General features: G+C 69.5%; 18 protein-coding genes. 8 read left to right on the top strand and 10 right to left on the bottom strand.

Translation table 11 applies throughout. The annotated features are described in order from the left end of the window. Positions 1-896: HAMP domain-containing protein (locus tag AC07X5_RS26565; RefSeq protein ID WP_494772569.1), on the bottom strand; the 896-nt coding region annotated here is incomplete at its 3' end. Positions 897-1,092: 196 nt separating this feature from the next. Between AC07X5_RS26565 and AC07X5_RS26560 the strand changes: the two genes are divergently transcribed. Further along, entirely contained in the window at positions 1,093-1,959 is an 867-nt protein-coding gene (locus AC07X5_RS26560) for a 3',5'-nucleoside bisphosphate phosphatase (RefSeq protein ID WP_494772568.1), read from the top strand. Between the two features lie 8 nt (positions 1,960-1,967). After that, positions 1,968-2,603 carry an L-threonylcarbamoyladenylate synthase gene (locus AC07X5_RS26555; RefSeq protein WP_494772567.1) on the top strand — a complete coding sequence of 212 codons (636 nt, stop codon included), beginning with the start codon at positions 1,968-1,970 and terminating at the stop codon, positions 2,601-2,603. Between the two features lie 199 nt (positions 2,604-2,802). Here the strand turns inward: AC07X5_RS26555 and AC07X5_RS26550 are convergent, their stop codons facing one another. Beyond that, entirely contained in the window at positions 2,803-4,002 is a 1,200-nt protein-coding gene (locus AC07X5_RS26550) for a methyl-accepting chemotaxis protein (protein ID WP_494772566.1), read from the bottom strand. 184 nt (positions 4,003-4,186) lie between these two features. On the opposite strand from AC07X5_RS26550, the gene AC07X5_RS26545 reads away from it, so the two are divergent. Together AC07X5_RS26545 and AC07X5_RS26540 are read left to right on the top strand one after the other, a co-directional pair. After that, complete coding sequence (locus AC07X5_RS26545; protein WP_494772572.1) at positions 4,187-4,855, top strand: site-2 protease family protein; 669 nt, start codon at positions 4,187-4,189, stop codon at positions 4,853-4,855. A 41-nt stretch (positions 4,856-4,896) separates the two neighbouring features. Beyond that, positions 4,897-6,219, top strand: coding sequence for a tryptophan--tRNA ligase (locus tag AC07X5_RS26540; protein WP_494772565.1), 1,323 nt, complete (start codon positions 4,897-4,899; stop codon positions 6,217-6,219). 2 nt (positions 6,220-6,221) lie between these two features. On the opposite strand, the gene AC07X5_RS26535 is transcribed toward AC07X5_RS26540, so the two are convergent. Beyond that, complete coding sequence (locus tag AC07X5_RS26535) at positions 6,222-9,638, bottom strand: FecR domain-containing protein (RefSeq protein ID WP_494772564.1); 3,417 nt, start codon at positions 9,636-9,638, stop codon at positions 6,222-6,224. 21 nt (positions 9,639-9,659) lie between these two features. Beyond that, a complete protein-coding gene (locus AC07X5_RS26530; RefSeq protein ID WP_494772563.1) occupies positions 9,660-11,606 on the bottom strand; it encodes a CHASE2 domain-containing protein in 1,947 nt (648 codons plus the stop codon). Between the two features lie 211 nt (positions 11,607-11,817). Between AC07X5_RS26530 and AC07X5_RS26525 the strand changes: the two genes are divergently transcribed. From AC07X5_RS26525 to AC07X5_RS26510, 4 genes are all read left to right on the top strand, one after another. Further along, positions 11,818-12,852, top strand: coding sequence for a formylglycine-generating enzyme family protein (locus AC07X5_RS26525; protein WP_494772571.1), 1,035 nt, complete (start codon positions 11,818-11,820; stop codon positions 12,850-12,852). Between the two features lie 97 nt (positions 12,853-12,949). Next, the gene (locus AC07X5_RS26520) at positions 12,950-13,648 is read left to right on the top strand and encodes a response regulator transcription factor (protein ID WP_494772562.1); all 699 of its coding nucleotides are present in this window, start codon (positions 12,950-12,952) and stop codon (positions 13,646-13,648) included. Between the two features lie 78 nt (positions 13,649-13,726). Next, positions 13,727-15,436, top strand: a complete 1,710-nt coding sequence (locus AC07X5_RS26515) for a FecR family protein (protein ID WP_494772561.1) — start codon at positions 13,727-13,729, stop codon at positions 15,434-15,436. A 14-nt stretch (positions 15,437-15,450) separates the two neighbouring features. Continuing rightward, a complete protein-coding gene (locus AC07X5_RS26510; RefSeq protein ID WP_494772560.1) occupies positions 15,451-17,802 on the top strand; it encodes a CHASE2 domain-containing protein in 2,352 nt (783 codons plus the stop codon). A gap of 24 nt (positions 17,803-17,826) precedes the next feature. Here the strand turns inward: AC07X5_RS26510 and AC07X5_RS26505 are convergent, their stop codons facing one another. From AC07X5_RS26505 to AC07X5_RS26480, 6 genes are all read right to left on the bottom strand, one after another. Beyond that, positions 17,827-18,138, bottom strand: a complete 312-nt coding sequence (locus AC07X5_RS26505) for a hypothetical protein (RefSeq protein ID WP_494772559.1) — start codon at positions 18,136-18,138, stop codon at positions 17,827-17,829. Positions 18,139-18,264: 126 nt separating this feature from the next. Then, the gene (locus AC07X5_RS26500; RefSeq protein ID WP_494772558.1) at positions 18,265-18,975 is read right to left on the bottom strand and encodes an ABC transporter ATP-binding protein; all 711 of its coding nucleotides are present in this window, start codon (positions 18,973-18,975) and stop codon (positions 18,265-18,267) included. A gap of 10 nt (positions 18,976-18,985) precedes the next feature. Continuing rightward, a complete protein-coding gene (locus tag AC07X5_RS26495) occupies positions 18,986-20,794 on the bottom strand; it encodes a branched-chain amino acid ABC transporter ATP-binding protein/permease (RefSeq protein ID WP_494772557.1) in 1,809 nt (602 codons plus the stop codon). 7 nt (positions 20,795-20,801) lie between these two features. Further along, on the bottom strand, positions 20,802-21,719 hold the full coding sequence (locus AC07X5_RS26490; protein ID WP_494772556.1) for a branched-chain amino acid ABC transporter permease: 918 nt from the start codon (positions 21,717-21,719) through the stop codon (positions 20,802-20,804). Positions 21,720-21,753: 34 nt separating this feature from the next. Continuing rightward, complete coding sequence (locus tag AC07X5_RS26485; protein ID WP_409962542.1) at positions 21,754-22,962, bottom strand: ABC transporter substrate-binding protein; 1,209 nt, start codon at positions 22,960-22,962, stop codon at positions 21,754-21,756. Between the two features lie 66 nt (positions 22,963-23,028). Continuing rightward, positions 23,029-24,312 carry a hydroxymethylglutaryl-CoA reductase, degradative gene (locus AC07X5_RS26480; RefSeq protein ID WP_494772555.1) on the bottom strand — a complete coding sequence of 428 codons (1,284 nt, stop codon included), beginning with the start codon at positions 24,310-24,312 and terminating at the stop codon, positions 23,029-23,031. Between the last annotated feature and the right edge of the window lie 72 nt (positions 24,313-24,384).

Here is a 24,384-nt window from a genome sequence, read left to right as displayed (position 1 = left end):
TCGAGGTTGGAAGCGGTCTGCTCGGTGCGTGCCGACAGGTCGTGGTTGCCGTTGGCGATTTCCACCGAGGCCGAGGAGACCGAGTCCACGCCGTGGCGCACTTCGGTCACCACGGTCTTCAGCCGGGTGGACATTCCGGACAAGGCCCGCGTCAGCACACCCAGCTCGTCCTTGCGCTCGTCATGGATGCTCTGCGTCAGGTCACCGGCAGAGATGGCTTCGGCCAGCAACACGGCCCGGTCCAGCGGCCGCGTGATGGAGCGCACCAGCAGGGCTGCCATCAACATGCCCAACACCACCACGGCAATGGCGGCGGCTGCGCCGATCACCACCAGGCTGGCGCGAGAGTCGCGGGCCGCCTGCACCGCCGCATCGCGCTGGCGCTCCTGCACGGCGACGAACTTGTCGATGGACTCCAGGTAGGCCACTGCTTTCGGGCGGTAGACCTTGGCCAGGTAGTCCTGCTTGGCCGCCGCGTCGCCCGCGTCGGTCAGCTCCTTGAGCTTGTCGGTCTGCCCACGGATGTCGGCGCGGGTGGCGGCGACATTGGCCAGGGCGGCCTTGTCCTCGGCCGACACCGAGCTCTTGCCGATCTTTTCCTGCACCGGCGTGATGCGCGCCGTAAGGGCCGCCACGCGCGCGTCGAAGTCGGCCTTGAGTGCTGCATCCGTGGTCACGAAGCTGGCCATGGACATGGTGACCGCCACCTCGGCCAGCCCGCGCCAGCTCACCGCGGTGGTGATGGCGGCCTCGTATTTCTCGACGGCCTTTTCGGTGTCGGCCGTCACCTGTCGCCCGTACCACTGCGTCCAGATGGCTGCCACCAGCATCAGCGCCAGCAGCCCCAGGATCACGCTCCACATCTTGTGGGCCACACGCAGATTGTCGAATTTCATGGTTGATCCTTGCGCTCTGCGGGGTCGGCGATCGCCCCGCTCTGTGGGTTTTTGCCTGAGGAGAACCTTCTGTCGCACGGGCCCGCACCGGCCATCCTCCGGCAAGGCAGAAGGCGCTGGCGAAACCCGTCCATTTGTAACCAGTGTTGCTGGAATCCGCACGGCACGTTATCGGTACAAGCCCTAAAATGGCCCGGTGACCACCCTGCTCAACGCCGACCTGCACTGCCACTCCGTGGTTTCCGACGGAACCATGACGCCCGAGGAGCTGGCAAGCCGCGCCAAGGCCAACGGGGTCGAGCTGTGGGCGCTGACCGACCACGACGAGATCGGCGGCCAGCACCGGGCCGCCGCGGCGGCCCGCGCACAGGGCATGGCCTACCTCACAGGTGTGGAGATCTCGGTGACCTTTGCCGACACCACCGTGCACATCGTCGGCCTGGGCTTCGATCCGGACGACGTGCAATTGGCCGAGGGACTCGTTGCCACGCGCGGCGGGCGCGGCGAGCGCGCCCGCGACATGGCCCAGCAACTGGCCGAGGTGGGCATCGAAGGCGCCTACGAGGGCGCTCTGAAGTTCGTGGGCAACCCGGCACTGATCTCGCGCACGCACTTTGCGCGCTTTCTCGTGGAATCGGGCGTCTGCCGCGACACGTCCGAGGTGTTCCGCCGCTTTCTCACCGAAGGCAAGCCCGGCTACGTGCCGCACCGCTGGGCCCGCCTGGGCGACGCCGTGCGCTGGATCACCGAGGCCGGCGGCCTGGCCGTGATCGCCCACCCGGCCCGTTACAAGTTCAGCGCCAACGAGGAGTTTGCGCTGTTCTCCGAGTTCAAGGCCCATGGCGGGCGCGGCGTCGAGGTGGTGACCGGCAGCCACAGCCCGCCCGAGTACCTGACCTATGCCGCCATGGCGCAGGAGTTCGGCCTGGCCGCCTCGCGCGGCAGCGACTTCCACAGCCCCGACGAATCGCATACCGACCTGGGCACCCTGCCCCCGCTGCCCGGCACGCTGATCCCGGTGTGGGAACTGCTGGCCGACCGCATTCGCCCGGCAGCCGCCTGACCCCCACCATGGCCCAGTACTTCGAAGTCCACCCCGACAACCCCCAGCCCCGGCTGCTCAAGCAGGGCGCCACCTTGCTGCAAAAAGGCGGCATCCTGGCCGTGCCCACCGATTCGAGCTACGCGCTGGTCTGCCACCTCGATGACAAGGATGCCGTGGACCGGCTGCGCCGCATCCGCCAGGTGGACGAAAAGCACCACCTGACCCTGCTGTGCCGCGACCTGTCGGAACTGGCCAACTACGCGCGCGTGGACAACCGCCAGTACCGCCTGCTGAAGCTGGGCACGCCCGGGCCCTACACCTTCATCCTTGAAGCCACCAAGGAAGTGCCGCGCCGCGTGAGCCACCCGTCGCGCAAGACCATCGGCCTGCGCGTGCCCGACCGCAAGGGCCTGCAGCTGCTGCTGGAGCTGCATGGTGCGCCACTGCTGGCCACCACACTGATCCCGGCCGGCGAGACCGAGCCACTCAACGATCCACAGGAGATCCGCGCGCGCTACGAGAAGCTGCTCGACGCCATCGTGGACGCGGGCGCCTGCCCGCTGGAGCCCACCACGGTGGTGGACCTCACCCCCATGGGCACGGGCGGCGACCCCGAAGTGGTGCGCGAAGGCCGCGGCAGCCTGAAGGCATTGGGCCTCTGAAACAGGTGGGTGAGAGATTCATGGCACGCGCAAAAATGCGCGCCAATGCTTGAAACTGGCGCTACCCCAAGCCAGTGCCCCCGCGCAAGGGCCCCCCGCCGCGAAGCCGGCATATCCAGCTTTTGCGCTGGGGCGTCCCCCTCCCGACTCGCACAGCGAGTCGGGAGGGGGGTGAAGGCGCGAAGCGACTCCGGGGGTGTCAATCCAGCTTGAAAGCACCGACCGCGCGCTGCAGGTCTTGCGCGCGCGACGACAAGGCCGATGCCGCGCTGGCCGCCTGCTGGACCAGGGCCGCGTTCTGCTGCGTGGCGCTGTCCATCTGGGCCACGGCGCCGTTCACCTGCTCGATGCCCGAACTCTGTGCATGCAGCGCACCGGAGATCTCGCCCAACAGCGCGGTGACCTGGCCGACGGCGCCCACGATCTCCTCCATGGTCTTGCCGGCGCGGCCCACGTGGCCGGCGCCGCTCTCGACCTGGTCCACCGACTGGCTGATCAGGGTCTTGATCTCGCGCGCTGCCACGGCGCTGCGTTGCGCCAGGCTGCGCACTTCGCTGGCCACCACGGCAAAGCCCCGGCCCTGTTCGCCTGCACGCGCCGCTTCCACGGCGGCATTGAGCGCCAGGATGTTGGTCTGGAAGGCAATGCCTTCGATGACCTGGATGATGTCCACGATCTTGCGCGAGCTGCCGCTGATGGCTTCCATGGTCTGCACCACATCGCCCACCACGCTGCCGCCATGCGCTGCGATCTGGGAGGCATTCACGGCCAGGTTGCTGGCCGAGCGCGCGCGCTCGGCGTTCTGGCGCACGGTGGAGGTCAGCTCGGCCATGCTGCCGGCCGTGTCGGCCAACGAACTGACTTGGTCTTCCGTACGGCGCGCCAGGTCGGAGTTGCCCGAATCGATGTCCGCCGCGGCTTCGGTGATCGAATCGGTGGACTGCTTGATGCCCGAGACCAGCTCGGTCAGCGTGTCTTCCATGGTGCCCAGGGCCGTGAGCAGGCGGCCAAAGTCGCCTTCGAGCTCGGACGAGAACTCCTGGCTCAGGTCGCCCGCCGCCACCGTCTCGGCGATCAGGATGGCCTGGTTCAGCGGGTGCACGATGCCGCTGCGCAGCAGCACGAAGGACACCAGCGAGACCACGAACACGCCGGCACCCAGCAGCAGCACCCACAGGCGCGCGCGCTCCAGGTGCTCATGGCCGGCCCGGATGGCCTGCTCCAGGGGCGCGCGCTGCTCCGCCGTGAGCCCCGTGGCCGAACCCACCGCAGCGCGGTAGGCATCGTCGGCCTGGCCGATGCCCGAGCTGGCCACCACCATCAGTACCGCCACCAGCAAGGCAATGGCACCAAACGCCAGAATGAGGCGCGTTCCAATCTTCAAACGATCCAGGCCCATGGGATTCATCTCCGATATCAGTGTTGTATTTGGCAGGGTGGCCGCTGTGTTCAATGTAGCGCGCGCATGTCCCGGGGAGAGTCTGCCACGCCTGTATCCATTTGAAACAACGGAACCATCGTAACAATCCCGGAATGTGACTGTGCCAAAGGGTTGTTGTCGTGTGTCTGAGACAATTGGCATGGTGGACATCTCCAATCTCATCCAAACCGTTCTGATCTATGCCCTGCCGGTGCTCTTTGCGATCACCGTGCACGAGGCCGCCCATGGCTACGCCGCGCGCCACTTCGGCGACAACACGGCGTTCATGATGGGCCGGATCACCCTCAACCCGATCAAGCACATCGACCCCATCGGCACCATCCTGATGCCGCTGGTGCTGTACTTCGCCACCTCGGGAGCCTTCCTGTTCGGCTATGCCAAGCCGGTGCCGGTGAATTTCGGCAACCTGCGCAACCCCAAGCAGCACATGATCTGGGTCGCGCTGGCGGGCCCGGCCTCGAATTTCTTCCAGGCCATTTTCTGGGCCGTCCTGCTGGTCGTGCTGCTGGGCGCAGAGGTGGACGAGCGCTTCTTCATTGAGATGGCGCGCGCCGGTGTGCTGGTCAATCTGGTGATGTGGGCCTTCAACCTGTTCCCGCTGCCGCCGCTCGATGGCGGCCGCATACTTGTGGGCCTGCTGCCCTGGAAGGCAGCCCACATGGTCTCGCGCATCGAGCCCTTCGGCTTCTTCATCGTGATGGGCCTGGTGGTGGCCGGTGTGGTGGGCACCATCTGGCTGCGCCCGCTGATGTCGCTGGGCTATGGCGCCATCAATCTCCTGATCACGCCGCTGGTCGCGGTGCTGCGCTGACCCGCCTTTACTCCTATCTTCCCGCTGATTTCGTCTTTCCCATGAGCACCACGCGCTTTCTCACCGGCATCACCACCACGGGCACGCCCCACCTGGGCAACTTCGTGGGCTCCATCCGCCCCTCGGTGGCGGCCAGCCTCACGCCCGGCGTGCAGAGCTTTTACTTCCTGGCCGACTACCACGCGCTCATCAAGTGCGAGGACCCCGTGCGCATCCAGCGCTCCACGCTGGAGATCGCCGCCAGCTGGCTGGCCGCGGGCCTGGACCCCGAGAAGGTCACCTTCTACCGCCAGTCCGACATCCCCGAGATCCCCGAACTGACCTGGCTCTTGACCTGCGTGACCGGCAAGGGCGTGCTCAACCGCGCCCACGCCTACAAGGCCAGCGTGGACAAGAACACCGCGGCCGAGCGCGATGCCGATGATGGCGTGACCGCCGGCCTGTTCATGTACCCGGTGCTCATGGGCGCCGACATCCTGATGTTCAAGGCCCACAAGGTGCCCGTGGGCCGCGACCAGATCCAGCACATCGAGATGGCGCGCGACATGGCGGCGAGCTTCAACCACCTCTATGGCGAGCACTTCGTGCTGCCCGAGGCTGCCATCGACGAGCACGTGGCCACCCTGCCGGGCCTCGACGGCCGCAAGATGAGCAAAAGCTACGACAACACCATCCCGCTGTTCAGCTCGCGCGAGCAGCTCAAGAAGCTCATCGGCGGCATCCTGACCGACTCGCGCGCACCCGGCGAGCCCAAGGAGGTGGAGGGCTCGGCTCTGTTCCAGATCTACCAGGCCTTCGCCACCGAGGCCGAGACGGCCGCGCTGCGCCAGCAGTATGCCGACGGCATCGCCTGGGGCGATGCCAAGCAGCTGCTGCTGGAGCGCGTGGACCAGGTGATCGCCCCGATGCGCGCGCACTACGAGGAGCTGATCAACAACCCGGCCCGCATTGAAACCACCTTGCTGGCCGGCGCCGAGCGCGCCCGCGCGCTGGCCACACCCTTCATCCGCGAGCTGCGCAAAGCTGTTGGCCTGCGCGACCTTCGCGATCAGGCGATAGCACTCGAAGGCGTAGAGCTGGTTACGGCGGGCAAGCCTTCTATAAAACTTCTCCCGGCCTTCAAGCAGTACCGTGAGGCCGATGGCAAGTTCTATTTCAAGCTCGTCGCGGCAGATGGCGGGCTGCTGTTGCAGAGCACAGGCTTCGATGCGCCCAAGGAGGCCGGGCAGGCCATCGCCCAATTGAAGCGGGGTGGTGACGCCCTGCAGGCATTGGCGCCGCGGCTGATCCCGGTGGACGGCGTGCAAGCCGATGAAGTCGCCACCGCCCTGCAGGCCCTGGCGGACGCCGCTTCAGCGGGCTGAGCTCAGTCACGGTAACGCACCCGGGCCCACAGCGTGGGCCGGGTATCGCCGTTCAACGGCGCCTGCGCCGTGGCGATGAAGGCCCAGCGCCGGTCCGCTGACTCCAGGGAGTGCGCCAGCACCAGGTCCCAGCCCGGCCGGCGCGGCGTTGCGTTGGCCTCGTCGGCGAAACGGGAACCCCGGTAGACCAGCGAGCCGGCCGTCAGGTCACGCCCGCCGTGCTTCCACACGCTGGCCAGCGCCAGGGTGTGCTGCGCAAACCCTGGCAAGGCATTGCCCGCGAACTGGCTGCCCAGGTTGCGCGACCGGGCCCAGGTGTAGCTGCCCAGCACGCTCCAGCGCGGCGCCAGCACCCGGTTGAGCGCCAAGCCCGCCTGGTGTAGCCGGCCCTGGCTGAACTCCGGGTTCTCGTTGTACGGGTCCACCACCGTCTGCCCGGTCTGGATCTGCGCGCCCAGGCTGCCCACCCGGTCCAGGTTCACCAGGCCCCGCGGCGGCAGCGCCAGGCCTCCGCCCGCCAGGGTGGGGTTCACGACATCCTGGCTCGACATGGTGGCAAAGCCGAAGGTGCGCGCGTCGAATTCCCAGTCGAACTGCGCCGCGCGTTTGCGCCCGAAGGCGCCCGGCAACTGGTACTGGTGGTCGATGGCAATCGCCCCCAGCGCCACCGGCGACAGCGTGTGCGAGCCGGGTGAGCGCACGCTCTCGATGTAGGCCAGGTGCAGCGCACGGCCCGGCCCCAGGCGGTAGGACAGGCCCAGGCGCGGCAGCGGCTGGCGCGCTCGGCCGCCACGCTCGGCCGTGGGGTCCAGCAAGTCCTCGCCGGTCAGCGAATCGTAGAAACGGTCGCCACGCTGCACGGCCAGGCGCGCCCAGTAGGCCTCGGCATGCCAGGTCCATGGGCCCTGGCGCCATTCACCCGCGAGCCAGGGCATCTGAAAGCGCACGCGCGTGCCCTGCGCCGACGTCACGAGCGGGTCGGAGAGGCTGGAAACGAACACGCCCCGCGTTCCCTCCCAGCCCAGGCTCAGGCGCTGGCCGCCCCATTGCAGGGTGTGGCGCAACAGCACGCCATCGTCCTGGTCCGTGACGCGCGAATCCTGCGGGCCCCAGGCCGCATCGTCGAGCACCAGGCCCTGGCCGAAGCGTGCGCGGTGCAGCTTGAGCCAGGTCTGCGCGTCGGGCGACCAGCGCCAGGAGCCACCCAGGTCGGTGCGCTCGCTGCGCTGGCGCGCCAGGCCATTGAAGGTGATGCCATTGCCGAAATCCCGGCCGTCGGGGAAGCTGTAGCGCAGTCGGTGTTCGGTGTGCAGCAGGAACAGCCCAAGGCTTTCGGTAGGCCGCAGGCCCAGCGCGACATCGAAACCAGGGGATGACAAACGATAGCTGGGCACATTGCCGTCGTTCGGCCACATCTGCACACCGTTGGTCCGCACCTGCCAGGCCACGGGCACGGGTGCCGCGGCAAAGCCGTGGTGGCCCACGTCGGCGGCCAGCGTGTCGTGCAACGGACCACGCTCGGCGCTTGCAATCCAGAGCCACTCGCCGCCTTGGGTGAGCACGAGCGGGGCCTGCTTCTCGCTGGCGCCGAAGGCCGTGGGGTCGCTCAGGTAGCCTTGGTAGCGCTCGGAATTGCGGCTGAAATCGCTCTCGTAGCGGTTAGCCAGGAAGAAGTGGCTGCCCGCCCACAGCGGGTAGTACGAGGCACTGGCATAGGCGCGCGCCCAGTGCTCCAGGCCGAAGTCGCCCAGGGCCTTGCCCAGGTTGGCCGAGCCCTGGCTGTCGCTGGTCAGCGGATCGAGCGATTTGAGGTAGGGCAGCCGGGTGAGAGCCTCGCGCGCGGCGGCGATGGCTTCGATGGGCTCGCCCTGGTCATTGCGCAGCACCGATTCGACCTGCCAGGGCAACGGGTCTTTGGGATCGGCCACCTTGGCGCGCGCCAGGGAATCGAGCGCGGCGGCCCGCTCGCCCAGATGGTACTCGGCCACGGCCAGCCAGACCTGCGCGCGCGCGTAGCGCGGCTCGATCACCAGGGCCTTGAGCAGTTGGGTGCGTGCACCGGCCGGATCGCCCTGCTGCAGCGCCACCAGGCCCGCACCGGCCAGGCTCACGTAGTCGTCGCCGGCCTGGGCCAGGGCGGCATCGAAGCCGCTGCGCGCGTCGCCCAGGCGCAGTGCCTCGGCCGCCAGCGTGGCCTGCTCGCCCTGGTATGCGGGTTGTTCCGGTGCCAACGCCACGGCGCGTGCCAGGGCCTCGCGCGCGCCACGCAGGTCGCCGCGCTCGCGCAGGGCGCGGCCCAGGCTCCACTGGGCGGCGGCCTGGTCCCCGGCCGGCTCCTGGCGCCCCTGGGCACCGGCCACGGCACGGCGGTACAGCGCGATGGCCTCGTCGCCCCGGCCCTCCAGGCGGTGCCAGTCGCCGTCGGCCAGCAGCAGGGCCGTGGCATCCGGTGCCTGCGTGCGCGCGGCGTCGAGCCAGGTGCGCGCCTCGGCACCCCGGTCCAGGGCCAGCAGCAGTTCGGCCCGGCGGGCCGACGTGCGCGGATCCCGGGTACGCTGCCAGGCCGCAGCCAGGCGCTGTCCGGCTGCGTCCATCTGGTCGGCAAAGACCTCCAGGTCGGCCAACAGCAGATCGATCACCGCACCGCCCTGCCCGCTGGCGGACAGCGCCTGCAGCTGCTCGCGCGCACGCGGCCACTGCCCCGCGCGCAGGTCATCGCGGATGGCGGCCAGCGGGGGCGCCACGGCATCGCCCTGCAGCTCCACCCAACGTGTGGGATCCACCGGGTTGGCCATGACCCACTGCACACGGTCGCGCGGGCGCACCAGCACGCGCTTGACCGGGGCCTTGCCGGGCTCCACATACCCTTGTTCCGCCGGACCCAGTTCCACCCGGCCGAAGGCGTTGGACAGATCGACCTGGCCCGAGAGCACCGTGAGCGTGGTGCGGCCGCTGCCATCGACCTCCACGTCCCAGTCGGTGCCACGCACCACGGCCAGGGCGGCCGGGGTCTGCAACTCCAGCGCGGCCGGCGTCTTCTTGGTGCGCGCCCAGAGCCGGCCGGCGGCCAGTTCCAGCAGCGTGCGCTCGGGCTGCGACGCGCACAGGCGCAGTTGCGCATTGGCCGACATGCGGATCTGCGTGCGGTCGGCCAGCAGCAGCGCAGCCGATGACAGCTCCAGGGTGCGCACGCCCGTGCCCGCACCCAGTTGCTGGGCCAGGGCGGCGGGCGACCAGGGCCCCTCGCCCGCGGGCCGGGTCTGGCCCTGGCCGGCCAGGGCCACGATCTGCGCAGCCATGGCACCGGGTGCCGTGGCCACGCCAGCGCACTGGGCCCAGGCACCTGGCAGGAACAGGCTGGCAGCAGCCAGGGCCAGCGGGGTGGCAGCCCAGCGGCACCGGAAAGGCGAGGAAGGCATGGCGGGGGTCCTTCTGATGAATTACTTGTCCAGGGCGCTGGCAAAGCCCGCGTCGGACGGTTCCGTGCTGGCTTCGGCGTCGGCCAGGGCCTGCAGGCGCAGGCGCAGGCGCCCGGCCTGGGCGGCCAGCCCGGGCGCCGCCTGCAGCGCACGCGCGCTCCATTCGGCGCAGCAGGCCAGGGCATCGTGCCAGCGGCCCGCACGCACATGGGACTGCAGGTCCAGGCTGATGGCCACGAGCGGCGCATCGCTGCAGGGGGTGTAGACGTTGATGCCATTGCTGCGGCCCGCCAGCACCACCGCATCGAGCCAGAGCAGTTGCGCAGGCTGCGGCAAGGCGCTGCGCGTGGCCTCGGACAGCAGGATGCCGGTGCCAAAGGCCTTGTTCGCGCCTTCGAGCCGGGCCGCGGTGTTCACCGCGTCGCCCACGGCGGTGTAGGTGAAGCGTCCCTCGGAGCCCAGGTGCCCCACGGCCGCCTCGCCCGTGTGCAGGCCGATGCGCAACTGCAGGTCGGCAAAGGGGGTGCCGGCCCACTGGCTGCGCAGGGCCTGCATTTCCCGCTGCATCTCCTGCGCGCAGGCCAGGGCGCGTGCCGCATGCTGCGGCTCGGCCACGGGGGCGTTCCAGAAGGCCATCACGGCATCGCCGATGAACTTGTCGAGCGTGCCACCGTGGCGGTGCACGGCATAGGTCATGCGCGTGAAATAGGCGTTGAGCGCCTGCGCCACCGATTCGGGCGGCAGGTGCTCGCTGGCCGAGGTGAAGCCCGCCAGGTCCGAGAATAGCAGCGTGAGTTCGCGCCGCTCGCCGCTGATGGCCGGTGCGGTGCCGCTGGCGATCAGCGCGCTGACCACGGCTGGCGGCACGTAGCGCCCGAAGTCCAGCCTCAGGCGCTCGCGCTGGCGCCGTTCGCGCCAGTAGCTGTCGGTCGCGCCCACGTTGAAATGCAGCACCAGTGCCACCAGCGTGGGCAGCGTGGGCCACCACACGCCCTGCAGGTAGGCCCAGAGCCCGCCGATCAGCGCCAGCAGGGCCAGCGCCACGCTCAGCCACACGGCGAGCCAGCCGCGCCAGCGCCGGGTGAGCGCGGCCACCAGGACGATCGCCGCCGCGGCCTGCAGCAGCGGGCCCGCCGGGTGCGCGGGCACGATCCAGTCGCCCGTGAGGCCATTGATGAGCGCTGTGGCATGCAGCATCACGCCCGACTGCGTGCCGTGGCCCAGGCTGCGCAGCGGCGTGGTGAACTGGTCCACCCCGCCCACCGGCGTGTTCTGGCCCAGCAGCAGCAAGCGCCCCTGCAGTGCACCGGGCGCCAGTTGCCGCGCCGGGTCCAGCGCCTGGGTGTAGTGCACATAGGGCAGCGCCACTTCAGGAGCGTAGTAGCGCAGCAGCGCACCGGGCGGCGGGGGCACCACGCTGCGGCCCGCGGCCTGCGCCAGCACCCGCCACATCGCATCGCTCTGCGGCGGTGCGCTGCGCTGCACACCATCGTCGTCGGGCTGCATGCCCACGTCGCCGTGCAGCGCCTGGGCAAAGATGGAGCGCAGCGTCTGCCGGTACTGCGCCACCTGCCCGGTCTGCACCGCCACCTGGGCACTGGCCAGCACCACGGGCATGCGGCCCTGCAGGGCCCGGCCCAGGGCGGCGTCGTCCTCGGGGGACTGGGCGGTGGAAAGCAACAGATCGATGCCGAGCCCCGCCGCGCCGGCCGCGGAAAGCGCCTCGACCAGTTGCGCGTGCAGGCGCCGCGGCAAGGGCGGCGTGGCCTGCAGCGCAGCCAGGCTGGGCTCGTCGATGCCGATGACCAGCACACCGGCATCGGGCCGCACGGGTGCGGTCAGGCTGCTGAAAAGATCGTATTCCAGGCGCTGCAGCGGCTGCCATACCGGCAGCAGGTGCAGCACGGCCAGCAGCAGCAGCGGCACCAGCAGGCGCAGCGCCCACTGGCGCGCGGTGTCCCTTGCCACGGCGGACCGGATCCAGGCCATACATCTCCCGTCAGGTGTAACGCACTGTATCGCAGCGCGCCGGGGCCGCAAAGCGCAAGCCGGTGCACTTACATCTGGCGCGCGGCATTTGCCCCACAGTGCCGTAGACTGGTTTGCAAGCCAGCTTTCGGAGACTGCCATGGACGTTCGGATTGCCTGGGCCGCTTTCGCGGCCGCGCTGGCCCTTGCGATGGGCCCGCTGGCGCTGGGCCAGGTGCACCGCGGCCCGGCACACCCGGTGTGGACCAACAGCCTGGGCATGCACTTCGTGCAGGTGCCCGCCGGCAGCTTCGTGATGGGCGGGCCCGAGGCGCCCGACGTGCTCGCGCAGGCCTACCCACAGCTGGAAGTCAAGCGGTTCACCGAACTGGCCGATGAAGGCCCAGCCCACCGCGTGCTCATCAGCAAGGCCTTCTACCTGGGGCAGCATGAGGTGACGGTGGGTCAGTTCAGGCGCTTCCTCCAGGCATCGGGCTACCAGCCCGAATCCGTTGCCGACGGCACCGGTGGCTATGGCTACAACCCGCAGTACGACCCGGCCACCACGCGGCGCGGCGATGCCTTCGAGGGACGCGACCCGCGCTACTCCTGGCGCAACCCGGGGTTCCCGCAGGGCGACGACCATCCCGTGGTCAACGTCACCTGGAACGATGCCCAGGCCCTGGCGCAGTGGCTGAGCCGCACCGAAGGCCACCGCTACCGGCTGCCGACCGAGGCCGAATGGGAGTACGCCTGCCGCGCCGGCACGCGCACCCGCTACCCGCATGGCGATGACCCCGAGGGCCTGCTCCGAAACGCCAACACCTTCGACCAGGACGCCGCCCCACTGTGGCAGCGCTGGCGCCAGCATGCGCTGCGCGGCAGCGACGGCCACGCCTTCACGGCCCCCGTGGGCAGCTACGCGCCCAACGCCTTTGGCCTGCAGGACATGCTGGGCAATGCCTGGGAGTGGGTGTCCGACTGGCATGGCGACAGCTACTACGCGGAGTCACCCGCCGTGGACCCGCAGGGACCGGCCGACGGCAGCGTGCGCGTGCGCCGCGGAGGCTCCTGGCACACCTGGTCTTTCTACGCACGCTGCGGCTACCGCAACTGGAACAGCCCGCAGACCCGCTACACCCTGGTGGGCATGCGGCTGCTGCGCGAAATCGCACCGCCCCTTGCCAGCCGGCCCCACACGCGCCCCAGTGCCACGCGCCGCCTGGCATCGCCCGTGACACGGTGAACAACTGTCAAACCTGGCGATCACCGAAAAGGTGCATGGCCCTGGCCACCCGACATCGCGAATAATGCGGGGTGAATCTTGAACGGAACGGAGAACCATGCGCATAGCGGCGTTAGACGACGATGCGCTTCAGCTGGATCTGATCAAACAGGCCACCGAAGCGATGGGCCATGTGTGCCACACCCACCTGACCGGTGCCGCGCTGATGCGCGAGATGCGCCGCGAAACCTTCGACCTGCTGATCGTGGACTGGCACCTGCCCGACACCACCGGCCCCGAGGTGGTGCGCTGGGTGCGCGAGAACGTGGGCAAGCAGTTGCCCATCCTGTTCGTGACCAACCGGCAGGAGGAGCGCGACATCGTCGAAGGCCTGGGCAGCGGGGCCGACGACTTCATGGTCAAGCCTGTGCGCATCGGCGAACTCAACGCGCGCGTGGGGGCGCTGCTGCGCCGCGCCTACCCGCAGAGCACCGGCGGCACGCTCGATTTCGGGCGCTACAAGTTCTTCCCCGAATCGCGTTCGCTCGAGATCGATGGCACCGTGGCCGAACTCAAGAACCGTGAATACGACCTGGCCCTGTTCCTGTTCCAGAACATGGGGCGCCTGCTCTCGCGCGACCACCTCAAGGAGGTGATCTGGGGCCAGGGCTCGGACGTGCTGTCGCGCTCGCTCGACACCCATGTCTCGCGCCTGCGCACCCAGCTGGACCTGCGCCCGGCCAATGGCTACTTCATCACCGCCGTGTATGGTGTGGGTTACCGGTTCGAAGCCGTGGAACCCGACCGCAAGCCTTGATGCGCCCCTGGGCTCCCGCGCTGGAGCTCGCCCCCGAGAACGAAGCCCCGCGCACGCCGCGGCCGTAGGAGAGTTGACGTGGTCATCCACCGCCTTGCATTGCCCCTGTCCGCCATCGCCATGGTCACGGCGGGCCTCGGTTGCGCGCATGCGCAAGCCATCCCAGACCCGCAGACTGACGAAATCGCGCACACGGTGCGGGCCGGCGACACACTCGAAGGCCTGGCCGGCGCCTACCTGGACAACCCGCGCCAGTGGCCGCTGCTGCAGCAGCGCAACAAGGTGGCCAACCCCAGGCGCCTGCAACCGGGCTCCACCGTGTGGATTCCCGTGCGCCTGCAGCCGCGGGCCTCGGCCCAGGTGGAATTCGTGCAGGGCAATGCCACGGCCCAGCCGGCCGCGCAGGCCAGCCCGCAAACCTTGGCCCCGGGTGCCCGTCTGGACGAAGGCACGCGCCTGCAGGTGGGGCCGGACAGCTTTGTCGCCGTGCGCCTGGCCGATGGCACCGTGGTGCGCGTGCAGCCCCAGTCCGACCTGCAGCTGCGCCAGCTGCGCCGGCGCGGGCGCACGGGCAGCATCCAGTCGGTGATGGAGGTGCGTGCCGGCAGCGTGGAGTCGAGTGTCACCCCCAGCACCGATGCGCTGCGCCGCTTCGAGGTGCGCACGCCGCGCGCCGTGACCAGCGTGCGCGGCACCGAATTCGGCGTCGCGCTGGCGGCCTCGGGCCAGGCCACGGCCTCGGTGCTCGAAGGCACGGTGGCGGTACAGTCCCGCGCCGAGAATGCCGCGCAGCCAGAAGCCGGCGCCACCTTGCTGGCGCGCGGGCAAGGCATGTCGGTGGCGCCCGATGGCACGCTGGGTGCGCCGCGCCCCCTGCTGGCCCCGCCCGACCTGTCCACCGTGCCGACGCAACTGCACGACCTGGGCCTGCTGGCCATCAACCTGCCGGCCACGCCCGGCGCCAGCGGCTATGTGGCGCAGGTGGCGCGCGATGCGGCCCTGACCCAGGTGCTGCGCAGCGGCCGCTTTGCCGATGGCCAGCTGCGCTGGGCCGCGCTCGACGACGGCAGCTACCACCTGGCCGTGCGCGCCGTGGACGAGGCCGGCATTGCCGGCCAGCCCGCCACGCGCGCCATCACCATCAAGACCCGGCCGGTGCCGCCGCTGTACCAGCAGCCCGCACCCGGGGCCGTGGTGCCGCGCGTGACGGGCGCCCTGCGCTGCACCGAGGTTCCCGGAGCCCGCTGGTACCGCATCCAGGTGGCGGCCAGCGCGGATTTCACCAGCCCGCTGGTGGACGAGGCCCGCCTCAATCCCTGCCAGCTGACGCTGGCCACGCTGCCCCTGGGCAACTACTTCTGGCGCGCCGCCACGGTCGCGGAACTCGCAGGCGGCGCCCTGGACCAGGGGCCCTTCGCGCCCGCGCAGGCCTTCACCGTGGCCCAGCAACCCGCTGCGCTGGACCTGTCGGACATGCAGGCGACCGATGGCGACACCATTGTGCGCCTGCACTGGCCTGCCCAGGCCGGCCAGCGCTTTCGCGTGCAGTTGGCGCCGGACCTGGAATTCACCAAGGTCCTGCAGGACACCCAGCTCGACGAACCGCGCTGGACCTCTGCGGCCGATCTGCCTGCAGGCACCTACTTCGTGCGCATCCAGGTGCTCGACCCTTCGGGCCTGCAAAGCGAGTTCTCGCCGCCGCGCAGCATCCGCGTGGGCACGGGGCTGAACACCAGCTTTGGGCTGCCCCTGTCCACCATGGGCGGTGAGCCGGTGCGCCGCCCCTGAGCCCCCTGCGGCCAATGCCCACGCAACACTCCCGCACGCGCAACCAGCAGCGGCGGATCGAATGGGCGGCCATCGCGCTGAGCCTGCTGGCCCTGGTTGCCTGGCTCAGCACGCCCGGCACGCTGCCGCGCACCAACCACCTGGTGCAGGACACGGGGCTGCGCCTGGTGTCGCGCCCGCCGCAGCCGGACATTGCCGTGATTGCGGTGGACGACCGCAGCATCGGCGTGATCGGCCGCTGGCCCTGGCGGCGCGCCCTGCATGCCCAGCTGATCCAGAACGTGTCGCGCCAGGAACCGCTGGTGATCGGCATGGATGTGCTGTTCAACGAGGAAGACCTCGACTACCCCGAGGACGATCTGCTGCTCGCCGATGCCCTGGCCCGAAGCGGCCGCGTGGTGCTGCCGGTGATGCAGCGCCATGGCCCGTACGAACCAGGCGATGGCGCGGACAGGCCGATTCCCGCGCTGGAGCAGGCTGCAGCCCGGCTGGGGCATGTGCACGTGGCCGCGGACGAGGACGGCGTGGTGCGCAGCCTGTACGTGCGCGAAGGGCCGGCCAGTGCGCCCTGGCCGCACTTCAGCACCGCCATGCGCTGCGTGGCCACGCCCTCGCTCGGCGGCTGCCCACCGGCGCGCTGGAGCGACCCACCGGCCGATGGCGCGCGCTGGGAGCGGGCCGGGCGCCGCCTGATCCCCTACGCGGGCGGGCCGGGCCACTTCACCACCTACTCCTACATCGACGTGCTGCGCGGCGAGGTGCCGGCAGATGCCTTCCGCGGCAAATACGTGCTGGTGGGTTCCGTGGCCGCCGGGCTGGGCGACATGTTCGCCACCCCGGTGGGCCAGGAGTCGCGGCTGATGCCGGGGGTGGAGGTGATCGCCCAGGTGCTGGATGCCGACCTGGCAGGCGTGCACATCCACACGGCGGCGCCCGCCCTGAACATGGCCTTCAACCTGCTGCCGGTGGTGCTGGCCCTGCTGGCGCTCCTGCTGCTGGGCCCTTTCACGGCCCTGCTCATCAGCATTGCACTGGGTGCCGTGACGCTGGCCCTGGCGGTGTTGCTGCCCGTGTGGAGCGGCCTGCAGTTCGCGCCCGCCGCCGCCCTCATCGGGCTGGTGCTGGCCTACCCGCTGTGGAGCTGGCGGCGATTGAGTGCCGCGGCCCAGTTCCTCAGGCTGCAGATGGAGAACCTGCAGCGCCAGGGCCTGGTGATCCCGCTGCGCGGCCCGGCCGCCAGCAGCGGCGACTTCCTGGAGCGGCGCATCAACGCCGTGGAATACGCCTCGCGCCAGTTGCGCGACATGCACCATTTCGTGAGCGAGAGCCTGCAGCAACTGCCCTCGCCCACCATGGTCTGCGACACCGAGGGCCGCATCCTGCTGGCCAACACGGCCGCACGGCGCCATCTGCTGGGCGTGGCCGAGGTCGAGGGCGACCCCATGGTCTGGCCCTTGCAGGGCCGCCAGATCACTGACGTGTTGGGCGACCTGATCGACATCGCCACCGAACAGCCGCTGGTGACCCCGGAACGCCTGGCCAGCCGCAGCTTGCCGGCCCGCCGCGAAGGGCGCGACGCCAAGGGCCGCAGCGTGCTGGTGCAAAGCCGGCAGTTCACCGACCTGGCGCAGTCGGGCTGGCTCGTGACCCTGGTGGACCTGACCGAGATGCGCAGCGCGCTGCAGCAGCGCGACGAGGCCATGCACTTCATCTCGCACGACATCCGGGCGCCCAACGCCTCCATCCTCACGCTGCTGGAAATGCACCAGGCCTACCCGGGCCGCATGTCGGACGCGCAACTCATGCAGCTCATCGCACGCTATGCGAAAACCTCGCTGGGCATGGCCGAGAATTTCATCCAGCTGGCCAGCGCCGAATCGCAGGCGATGCGGCGCGAGGCCCTGGACCTGGCGGACGTGCTGCACCAGACGGTGGACGAAACCTGGGTGCTGGCGCGGGATGCGGACGTGCAGGTTGTGGTAACCGGTGCGCCGGATTCGGCGCCGTTCACAGGTGACCGCTCGCTGCTGTGCCGGGCACTGGCCAATGTGGTGAACAACGCCATCAAGTACAGCCCGCGCGGCGCTACCGTGCACTGCACCCTGGCGGCACGGGCGGGCCAATGGGTGATTGCCGTGCGCGACGAGGGTCCGGGCATTGCACCGGCCCTGCAGGACAAGCTGTTCGCCCCGTTCCAGCGGCTGCATGACCGCAGCCACCCCGGCATTGCCGGCGTGGGGCTGGGGCTGGCCCTGGTGCGCACCGTGGTGCAGCGCCATGGCGGCAGCATCGAGGTGGAAAGCGATGAGGGAAAGGGCGCGGAATTCAGGCTGGTGCTGCCTCAGGGCGATGTACCTGCAGAATGAGCCGGCACAACCTCTGGGCGCCTGTCAGGCCAGTGCTTCGTCTTCCACCTTCACAGGGTCGGCCAGGGCATCGCCCTCACCGGCCAGCAGGCCGATGCAGTCGAGGGCGGTGGGCGGATCGCAAGGCTCGGCATACACGCGCAAGGCAATGTCCTGCGCGGCGGGCGAGAAGAACAGCCACAGCTTGTCTGCCTGCTTGTCGTAGCACGAGAAAAGGGCACGTTTCGATCCGGCAGGCGAGATCAGAAACTGCGACATGAACATCTGCTGAATGCGCTGGGTGGGCTCGAAGGCCTGGGCATCGTTACCCAGCGACAGCTTGTACCAAGTTTTCATGGGAGCCTTTCGACCGCGAGGTCTGTTGTGTCTGGCTCCATCGTATTTTTGCCTCCGGGTTTTCCCTCCTCTCCAAGCGCGCATTGGTCTGTAGGACTGCCGCCCTTGGGCACGCCAGCAGCCCGGTCAGTGCTTGCCCAGGTAGGCCTCGCGCACGGCCGGGTCCTCCAGCAGCGCCCGCGCCGGGCCCGACGAAGCGATCTCCCCGGTCTTGAGCACATAGGCCCGGTCGGCCACCTTGAGGGCTTGGTTGGCCATCTGCTCCACCAGCAGGATGGTGATGCCGCGCTGCTTGAGCGTGCGGATCACGCCGAAAATTTCCTTGACGATCAGCGGCGCCAGGCCCAGAGAGGGCTCATCGAGCAGCAGCAGGCGCGGGCGCGCCATCAGCGCGCGGCCGATGGCCAGCATCTGCTGCTCGCCCCCGCTCAGGGTGCCGGCCATCTGGTGCTGGCGCTCGCGCAGGCGCGGGAAGGTGGTGAACTGCTCTTCAAGGTCGGCTTCGACCGAGGGATCCCCCGCCGGCCGCAGGTAGGCACCCAGGAGCAGGTTGTCACGCACGCTCTGGTCCGGGAACACCTGGCGCCCCTCGGGCGACTGGGCAATGCCCAGGGCCACGCGCCGGTGCGCTGGCGTGCGCGCCAGGTCCTGGCCGTCGAACACGATGCGCCCGCCGGCACAGGGCTCCAGGCCCGAGATGGCCTTCATCAGCGTGCTCTTGCCGGCACCGTTGCCACCGATGAGGGTCACCACCTCCCCGGCCGCCACCGTGAGGCTCACGCCCTTCAGGGCCTGGATGGCGCCGTAGTTCACTGCGAGTTCTTCGATTTGGAGCATGGACAACGCCTCAGGCAGGGACGGGGTGTGGTGTGGCGAGGGCGTTCTCCTCCTCGTCATCCACGCCCAGGTAGGCGGCAATGACCTTGGGGTCCGCCTGCACGGCGGCCGGCGCGCCCTCGGCGATCTTGGCGCCGTAGTCGAGCACCACCACATGGTCGGACACGGCCATCACCAGGTCCATGTGGTGCTCGATCAGCAGCACGGTGATGCCTTTGGCGCCAATGCGCCGGATCAGCTCCGTCAGCGCCTGCGTCTCCTGCGGGTTCAGGCCGGCGGCCGGTTCGTCGAGCAGCAGCAGGCGTGGCTGCGTGGCCAGCGCGCGGGCCAGTTCCAGCCTGCGCTGCAGGCCATAGGGCAGGCTGCCGGCCTCGTCATGGGCGCGGTCCAGCATGCCCACGAACTGCAACAGGCGCACCGCCTCCTCGCGCGCCTGGCGCTCCTCGCGGCGCGCCGATGGCAGGCCGAGCAGGCTGGCCCAGAAGCCCACGCGCAGGTGCGGGTGCAGGCCGGCCAACACGTTGTCGAGCACGCTCATGTGGGCAAACAAGCGCAGGTTCTGGAAGGTGCGGCCTATACCCAGCCGGCAGATCTGGCTGGCGCGCACGCGGGCGATGCCCTGTCCGGCAAATTCGATGCTGCCCCGGTCCGGCGCCACGATGCCCGACAGGATGTTGAGCAGCGTGGTCTTGCCAGCGCCGTTGGGGCCGATCAGCGCATGCACATGGCCCGCGCGCAGCGACAGGCTGACCTCGTTGGTCGGCACCACGCCGCCATAGGCCTTGTACAGGCCCTGGGCCTGGAGCATCACGCCTGCGGCCTCGGCGCCCAGCGCCTGGCGCGGCTGCCATTCCCCCTGCACCACCGGCAGTGGCTGCGCCTGATGCAGCCGCGGCCAGAGGCGCCGCCCCAACCGCTGCAGTGCCCCCGCCAGGCCCTGCGGCATGGCATAGAGCGCGAACAGCAGCAGCGCACCGTAGGTGAAGTGCTGCAGCCCCGGCCAGCGCGCGAGGAAGGCATCGAGCAGCGTGAGCACGATGGCGCCCACGGCCGGCCCCATCACCGAGGGCCCGCCGAACAGCACGATGAGCAGCAGGAAGATCGACAGGTTGAAGCTGATGAAGTCCGAATTGATGTACTGATTCTGCTGCGCCACCAGGGCCCCGGCCACGCCGCAGGTGACGGCGCTGATGACAAAGGCCAGCACCTTGGTGCGGTAGACGTCGATGCCCACGCTCTCTGCCGCTACCTCGGCGGCCTGCACGGCCTGGAACGCCCGGCCGTACTTGCCCCCGAGCAGGGTGCGCAGCACCAGGTGCGTGGCCAGCGCAAAGGCCAGCACCAGCCAGGCCCAGCCGCGCATGTCCAGCATGCGCCCGCCGATGGAGGGCGGCACGATGCCGTAGATGCCCTGCTGGCCACCAAAGGGCACCTGCCACTCGGTCACGATCTTCTCGACCACGATGCCGAAGCCGATGGTCACCATGGCCAGCGAAGGCCCCTTGACACGCAGCGAGGGCAGCGCGATCAGCACGCCAAAGAGCCCGGCCACCACGGCCGCCGCCAAGAGCGCGAGCCAGGGGTTCCACCCCGCCTGGGCCGTGAGCAGGGCTGCCGTGTAGGCCCCTGCGGCGAACAGGCCGGCATGGCCCAGGGACTTCTGCCCGCTCCAGCCCACCAGCACATTCAGGCCGGCGGCGGCCAGGTAGTACATGCCCGCCGTGAAGATGATCTTGAGGTAGAAATCGTTGCCGATCACCAGGGGGACCAGCACGGCCGCCGCAGCGGCTGCGATGAACGCAAGGGTATGGGTGCGCATGCTGTGCTCACACCTTCTCGAAAGGCTTCTGGCCGAACAGCCCTTCGGGCTTGACCACCAGCACCAGGATGATGAGCGCAAAGACCGTGATCTCGCGCAGCTCGGCACGCCACAGCCCCACCAGCGCCTCGATGCAGCCCAGCAGGAAGCCGCCCGCGATGCAGCCGCGCGGGTTGGTGAGCCCGCCCACGATGGCCGACGAAAACGCCTTGAGCGCGATGGCCAGGCCCATGAAGGCCGAGGCCGTGGTGATGGGCGCGATCAACAGGCCGGCCAACCCGGCCAGGCTGGACGATATGACGAAGGCCAGCACCACCATGGCACCCACGTTGATGCCCATGAGGGCCGCGGCCTGCTTGTTCACCGCCACCGCACGCACGGCCTTGCCGACCTTGGTGCGGCGCAGCACATAGTCCAGAGCCAGCATGACCACGGCCGTGACGCAAAGCACCAGGATCTCCTGAGCACGCATACCGGCCCCGGCGATGCGGATCACTTCGTCGCCCAGCGGCGAGGGCATGGCCATGGAGCCCGGGCCCCAGATGGCCAGCGCGGTGTTCTGCACGATGATGCCGAAGCCGATGGTGCTCATGACCCAGGCCATGCCGGTGGCACCAACGAAGGGCCGCACCGCCGTGAAGTACAGCACCACGCCCAGCAGCGCCAGCACCGCGAGCGAGGCCAGCAGGGCCAGGCCATAGCGGGCAAAGGTCACATCCGCCGCAGCCAGCACACCGGTGTGGCCCTTGCCCGAGAGCAGCAGCAAGGTGGCCACCGCGATGAAGGAGCCCGCTACCAGGAACTCGCCCTGGCCGAAGTTGAGCGTCTTGGTCGTGGTGTGGGTGATGCTGAAACCCAAGGCGACGAGCGCGTAGATTCCGCCAAGGGCCAGGCCGCTCAGCAAGGCCTGCAGTACGTTGGTCATGGGGTGCCGTCTCCGGGCTTGCCGCGCTGCGGGCTTATTTCTTGTAGTCGGCCGGCGTCAGCGCCTTGGTGATGGCGTCCTCATAGGCCGACACCTTGCCATCGCGCCAGCGGGCCAGGTGGAAGTCGGCCACCGACAGCGCCTCGTGGTCGCCCTTGGCAAAAGGCTTCTGGTAGAGCTTGACCACGCCCTGGGTGTCGGGTACACCGTTCTCCAGCGTGGCGGCGAGCTTCTCGCCATCGGTGCTGCCGGCCTTCTTCACGGCGGCGGCCAGCAGCATCACCGAGTCGTAGGACTGCGCGGCCGCCACGAAGGTGGGCAGCTGCGGGTAGCGCTCGCGCACGCGCGCGGCCAGCGCCACGGCGCGCGGGTTGCTGTCCTCGGCCGTGGAGGTGGCGAAGATGATGTGCTCGGCCAGCTTCTTGCCCGCCGTGTTGAGCAGCGGCGTGCTCATGTTGCCCCAGGTGCCCAGCGTGGTGGGCATGTAGTTGATCTTTTCCATGCTGCGCAGCAGCTGGGCATTTGCGTCGGCCAAGCCGTATACGATGAGCGTGTCGGCCCCGGCATCGCGGATCTTGGCCAGCTGCGAGGTCATGTCCGTGTCCTTGGGGCCGAACTTCTCCACCGCCACGGCCTTGGCGCCGTGCAGGGCCAGCACCTCGGTCAGGTCCTTCACGCCCTGCTGGCCAAAGCCCGTGGAGTCGGCTATGAAGGCGATCTTCTGGTTCTTGGTGGCCTTGACGGCGTAGGCGATCAGCAGCGCCACCTGCTCGCGGTCGACCATGGAGACGCGGTAGATGTAGTTCTGCGCCTCGTTGGCGTAGCGCTTGGTGATGTCGGTGGCCGTGGCCACGGGCACGATCACGGGCACCTTCTTTTGCTGCGGAATGTGCAGCCAGGCCAGGGCGTTGCCCGAGTTGGTCGGCCCGACCACGGCGGCCACCTTCTCGCTGTCGATCAGCTCGGTCATGTTCTGGATGGACTTCGGGGGCTGGCCCGTGTCGTCGCGCACGATGCCCACGACCTTGCGCCCCAGCAGCCCGCCGGCCTTGTTGATGTCCTCGATGGCCAGGTCGAAGCCGTGGCGCGCGGCCACGCCCAGCTCGGCAGCGCCGGTGCCCGACTGGTCGGCATTGAAGCCAAAGCGGATGTCCTGCGCCTGGGCCGCGGACAGGCCGAGCGCCAGCGCCGCGGCCGCGATCAGCGGCCGGAGCAGGGAGGGGATGCGTGTGTTCAGCTTCATGGTCTTGTCTCCTGTCGTTGTCGTTGAAAAAAGGCGGCCCTGTCGCGGGCCTGCCGGCCGTCTCTGTCAGCCTCTGATTTCTGCGAGCAGCGCGAGCGCGCGGTCCACGCGCACGTCGTGCTCCTGCGCCATGCTTTTGGCGATGCGGTCGATCTCGTCCCCCGTGGCGCCGGCCACCAGCGCGATGTTGCGGGCGTGCAAGGCCATGTGGCCGCGCTGGATGCCTTCGGTGGAGAGCGCACGCAGGGCGCCCAGGTTCTGCGCCAGGCCCACGGCCACGGCCACCTCGCCCAGCTCCTGCGCCGACTGCACGCCCAGGATGCGCAGCGCCAGGCGCGCCAGCGGATGGGTCTTGGTGGCGCCGCCCACCAGGCCCACGGGCATGGGCATCTCGATGCTGCCGACCAGGGCGCCGCTGGCGTCCTTCTCCCAGCGGGTGAGCGAGGTGTAGCGCCCGCCGCGGCAGGCATAAGCGTGGGCGCCGGCTTCCACCGCGCGCCAGTCGTTGCCGGTGGCGACGATGACGGGGTCGATGCCGTTCATGATGCCCTTGTTGTGCGTGGCCGCGCGGTAGGGGTCGATCACCGCGAAATCGCAGGCATCGACGATGCCATCGATGATGCGCTCGCCGCTGTGCTCGGCCGTGGCCATCACCTCGGGCGTGAGCCGCACCCGCGCCCGGGCCAGGCGCAGGTCGGCCAGGTTGGACAGGATGCGCAGGCGCACCGTGCTGCCGGTGATCTGCTCGACCAGCGGCGAGACGGCCTCGGCCATGGTGTTGACGGTGTTGGCGCCCATGGCGTCGCGCACGTCCACGATGAGGTGCATGACCACCATGGCGCCGCGCGGCGCGTCGTCGAACACGTGCACCTCGATGTCGCGGCAGCCGCCGCCCAGGCCGATCAGCACCTTGTCGCGGCTGTTGGCCACGGCCAGGATGGCCTCGCGCTGCAGCAGCAGGGCCTGGCGCGCGCCATAGGGATCGGCCAGACCGATCACCTGCACCTGGGCGCGCATCAGCGGCCCGGTGCTCGATGCCTGGAAGCCCCCGCATTCGCGCGCCAGCTTGGCCATGTACGAAGCGGCGGCCACCACCGAGGGCTCTTCCACCGCCATGGGCACCAGCACCTCGCGGCCATTGACCTGGAAGTTGCCGGCCACGGCAAAGGGCAGCTCGAAGGTGCCGATGACGTTCTCGATCATCCCGTTGGCCCGCTCCACGCCCAGGGCACCAGGCCCGGCCAGCAGAGCGGCCTCGTCAGCGGTGAGGCCGGCGGCCTGCACCACATGGTCGAAGCGCTGCGCGGGGCTGAGTGCGCGGAAGTGGGGAAGGCGGGAGTCGGCGACCATGTTGGGATGTCCTCGGGCATGTGATGGAACGGACTCTAGGCCATCTGTACCAGTATTTATGGGTACAGTTTT

The sequence above is a fragment of the Acidovorax sp. GW458-11-26-14-TSB4 genome, assembly GCF_059423865.1.
The sequence above is the reverse complement of the archived record's forward strand: the minus strand, read 5'-3'. Positions and strand labels throughout refer to the sequence as shown.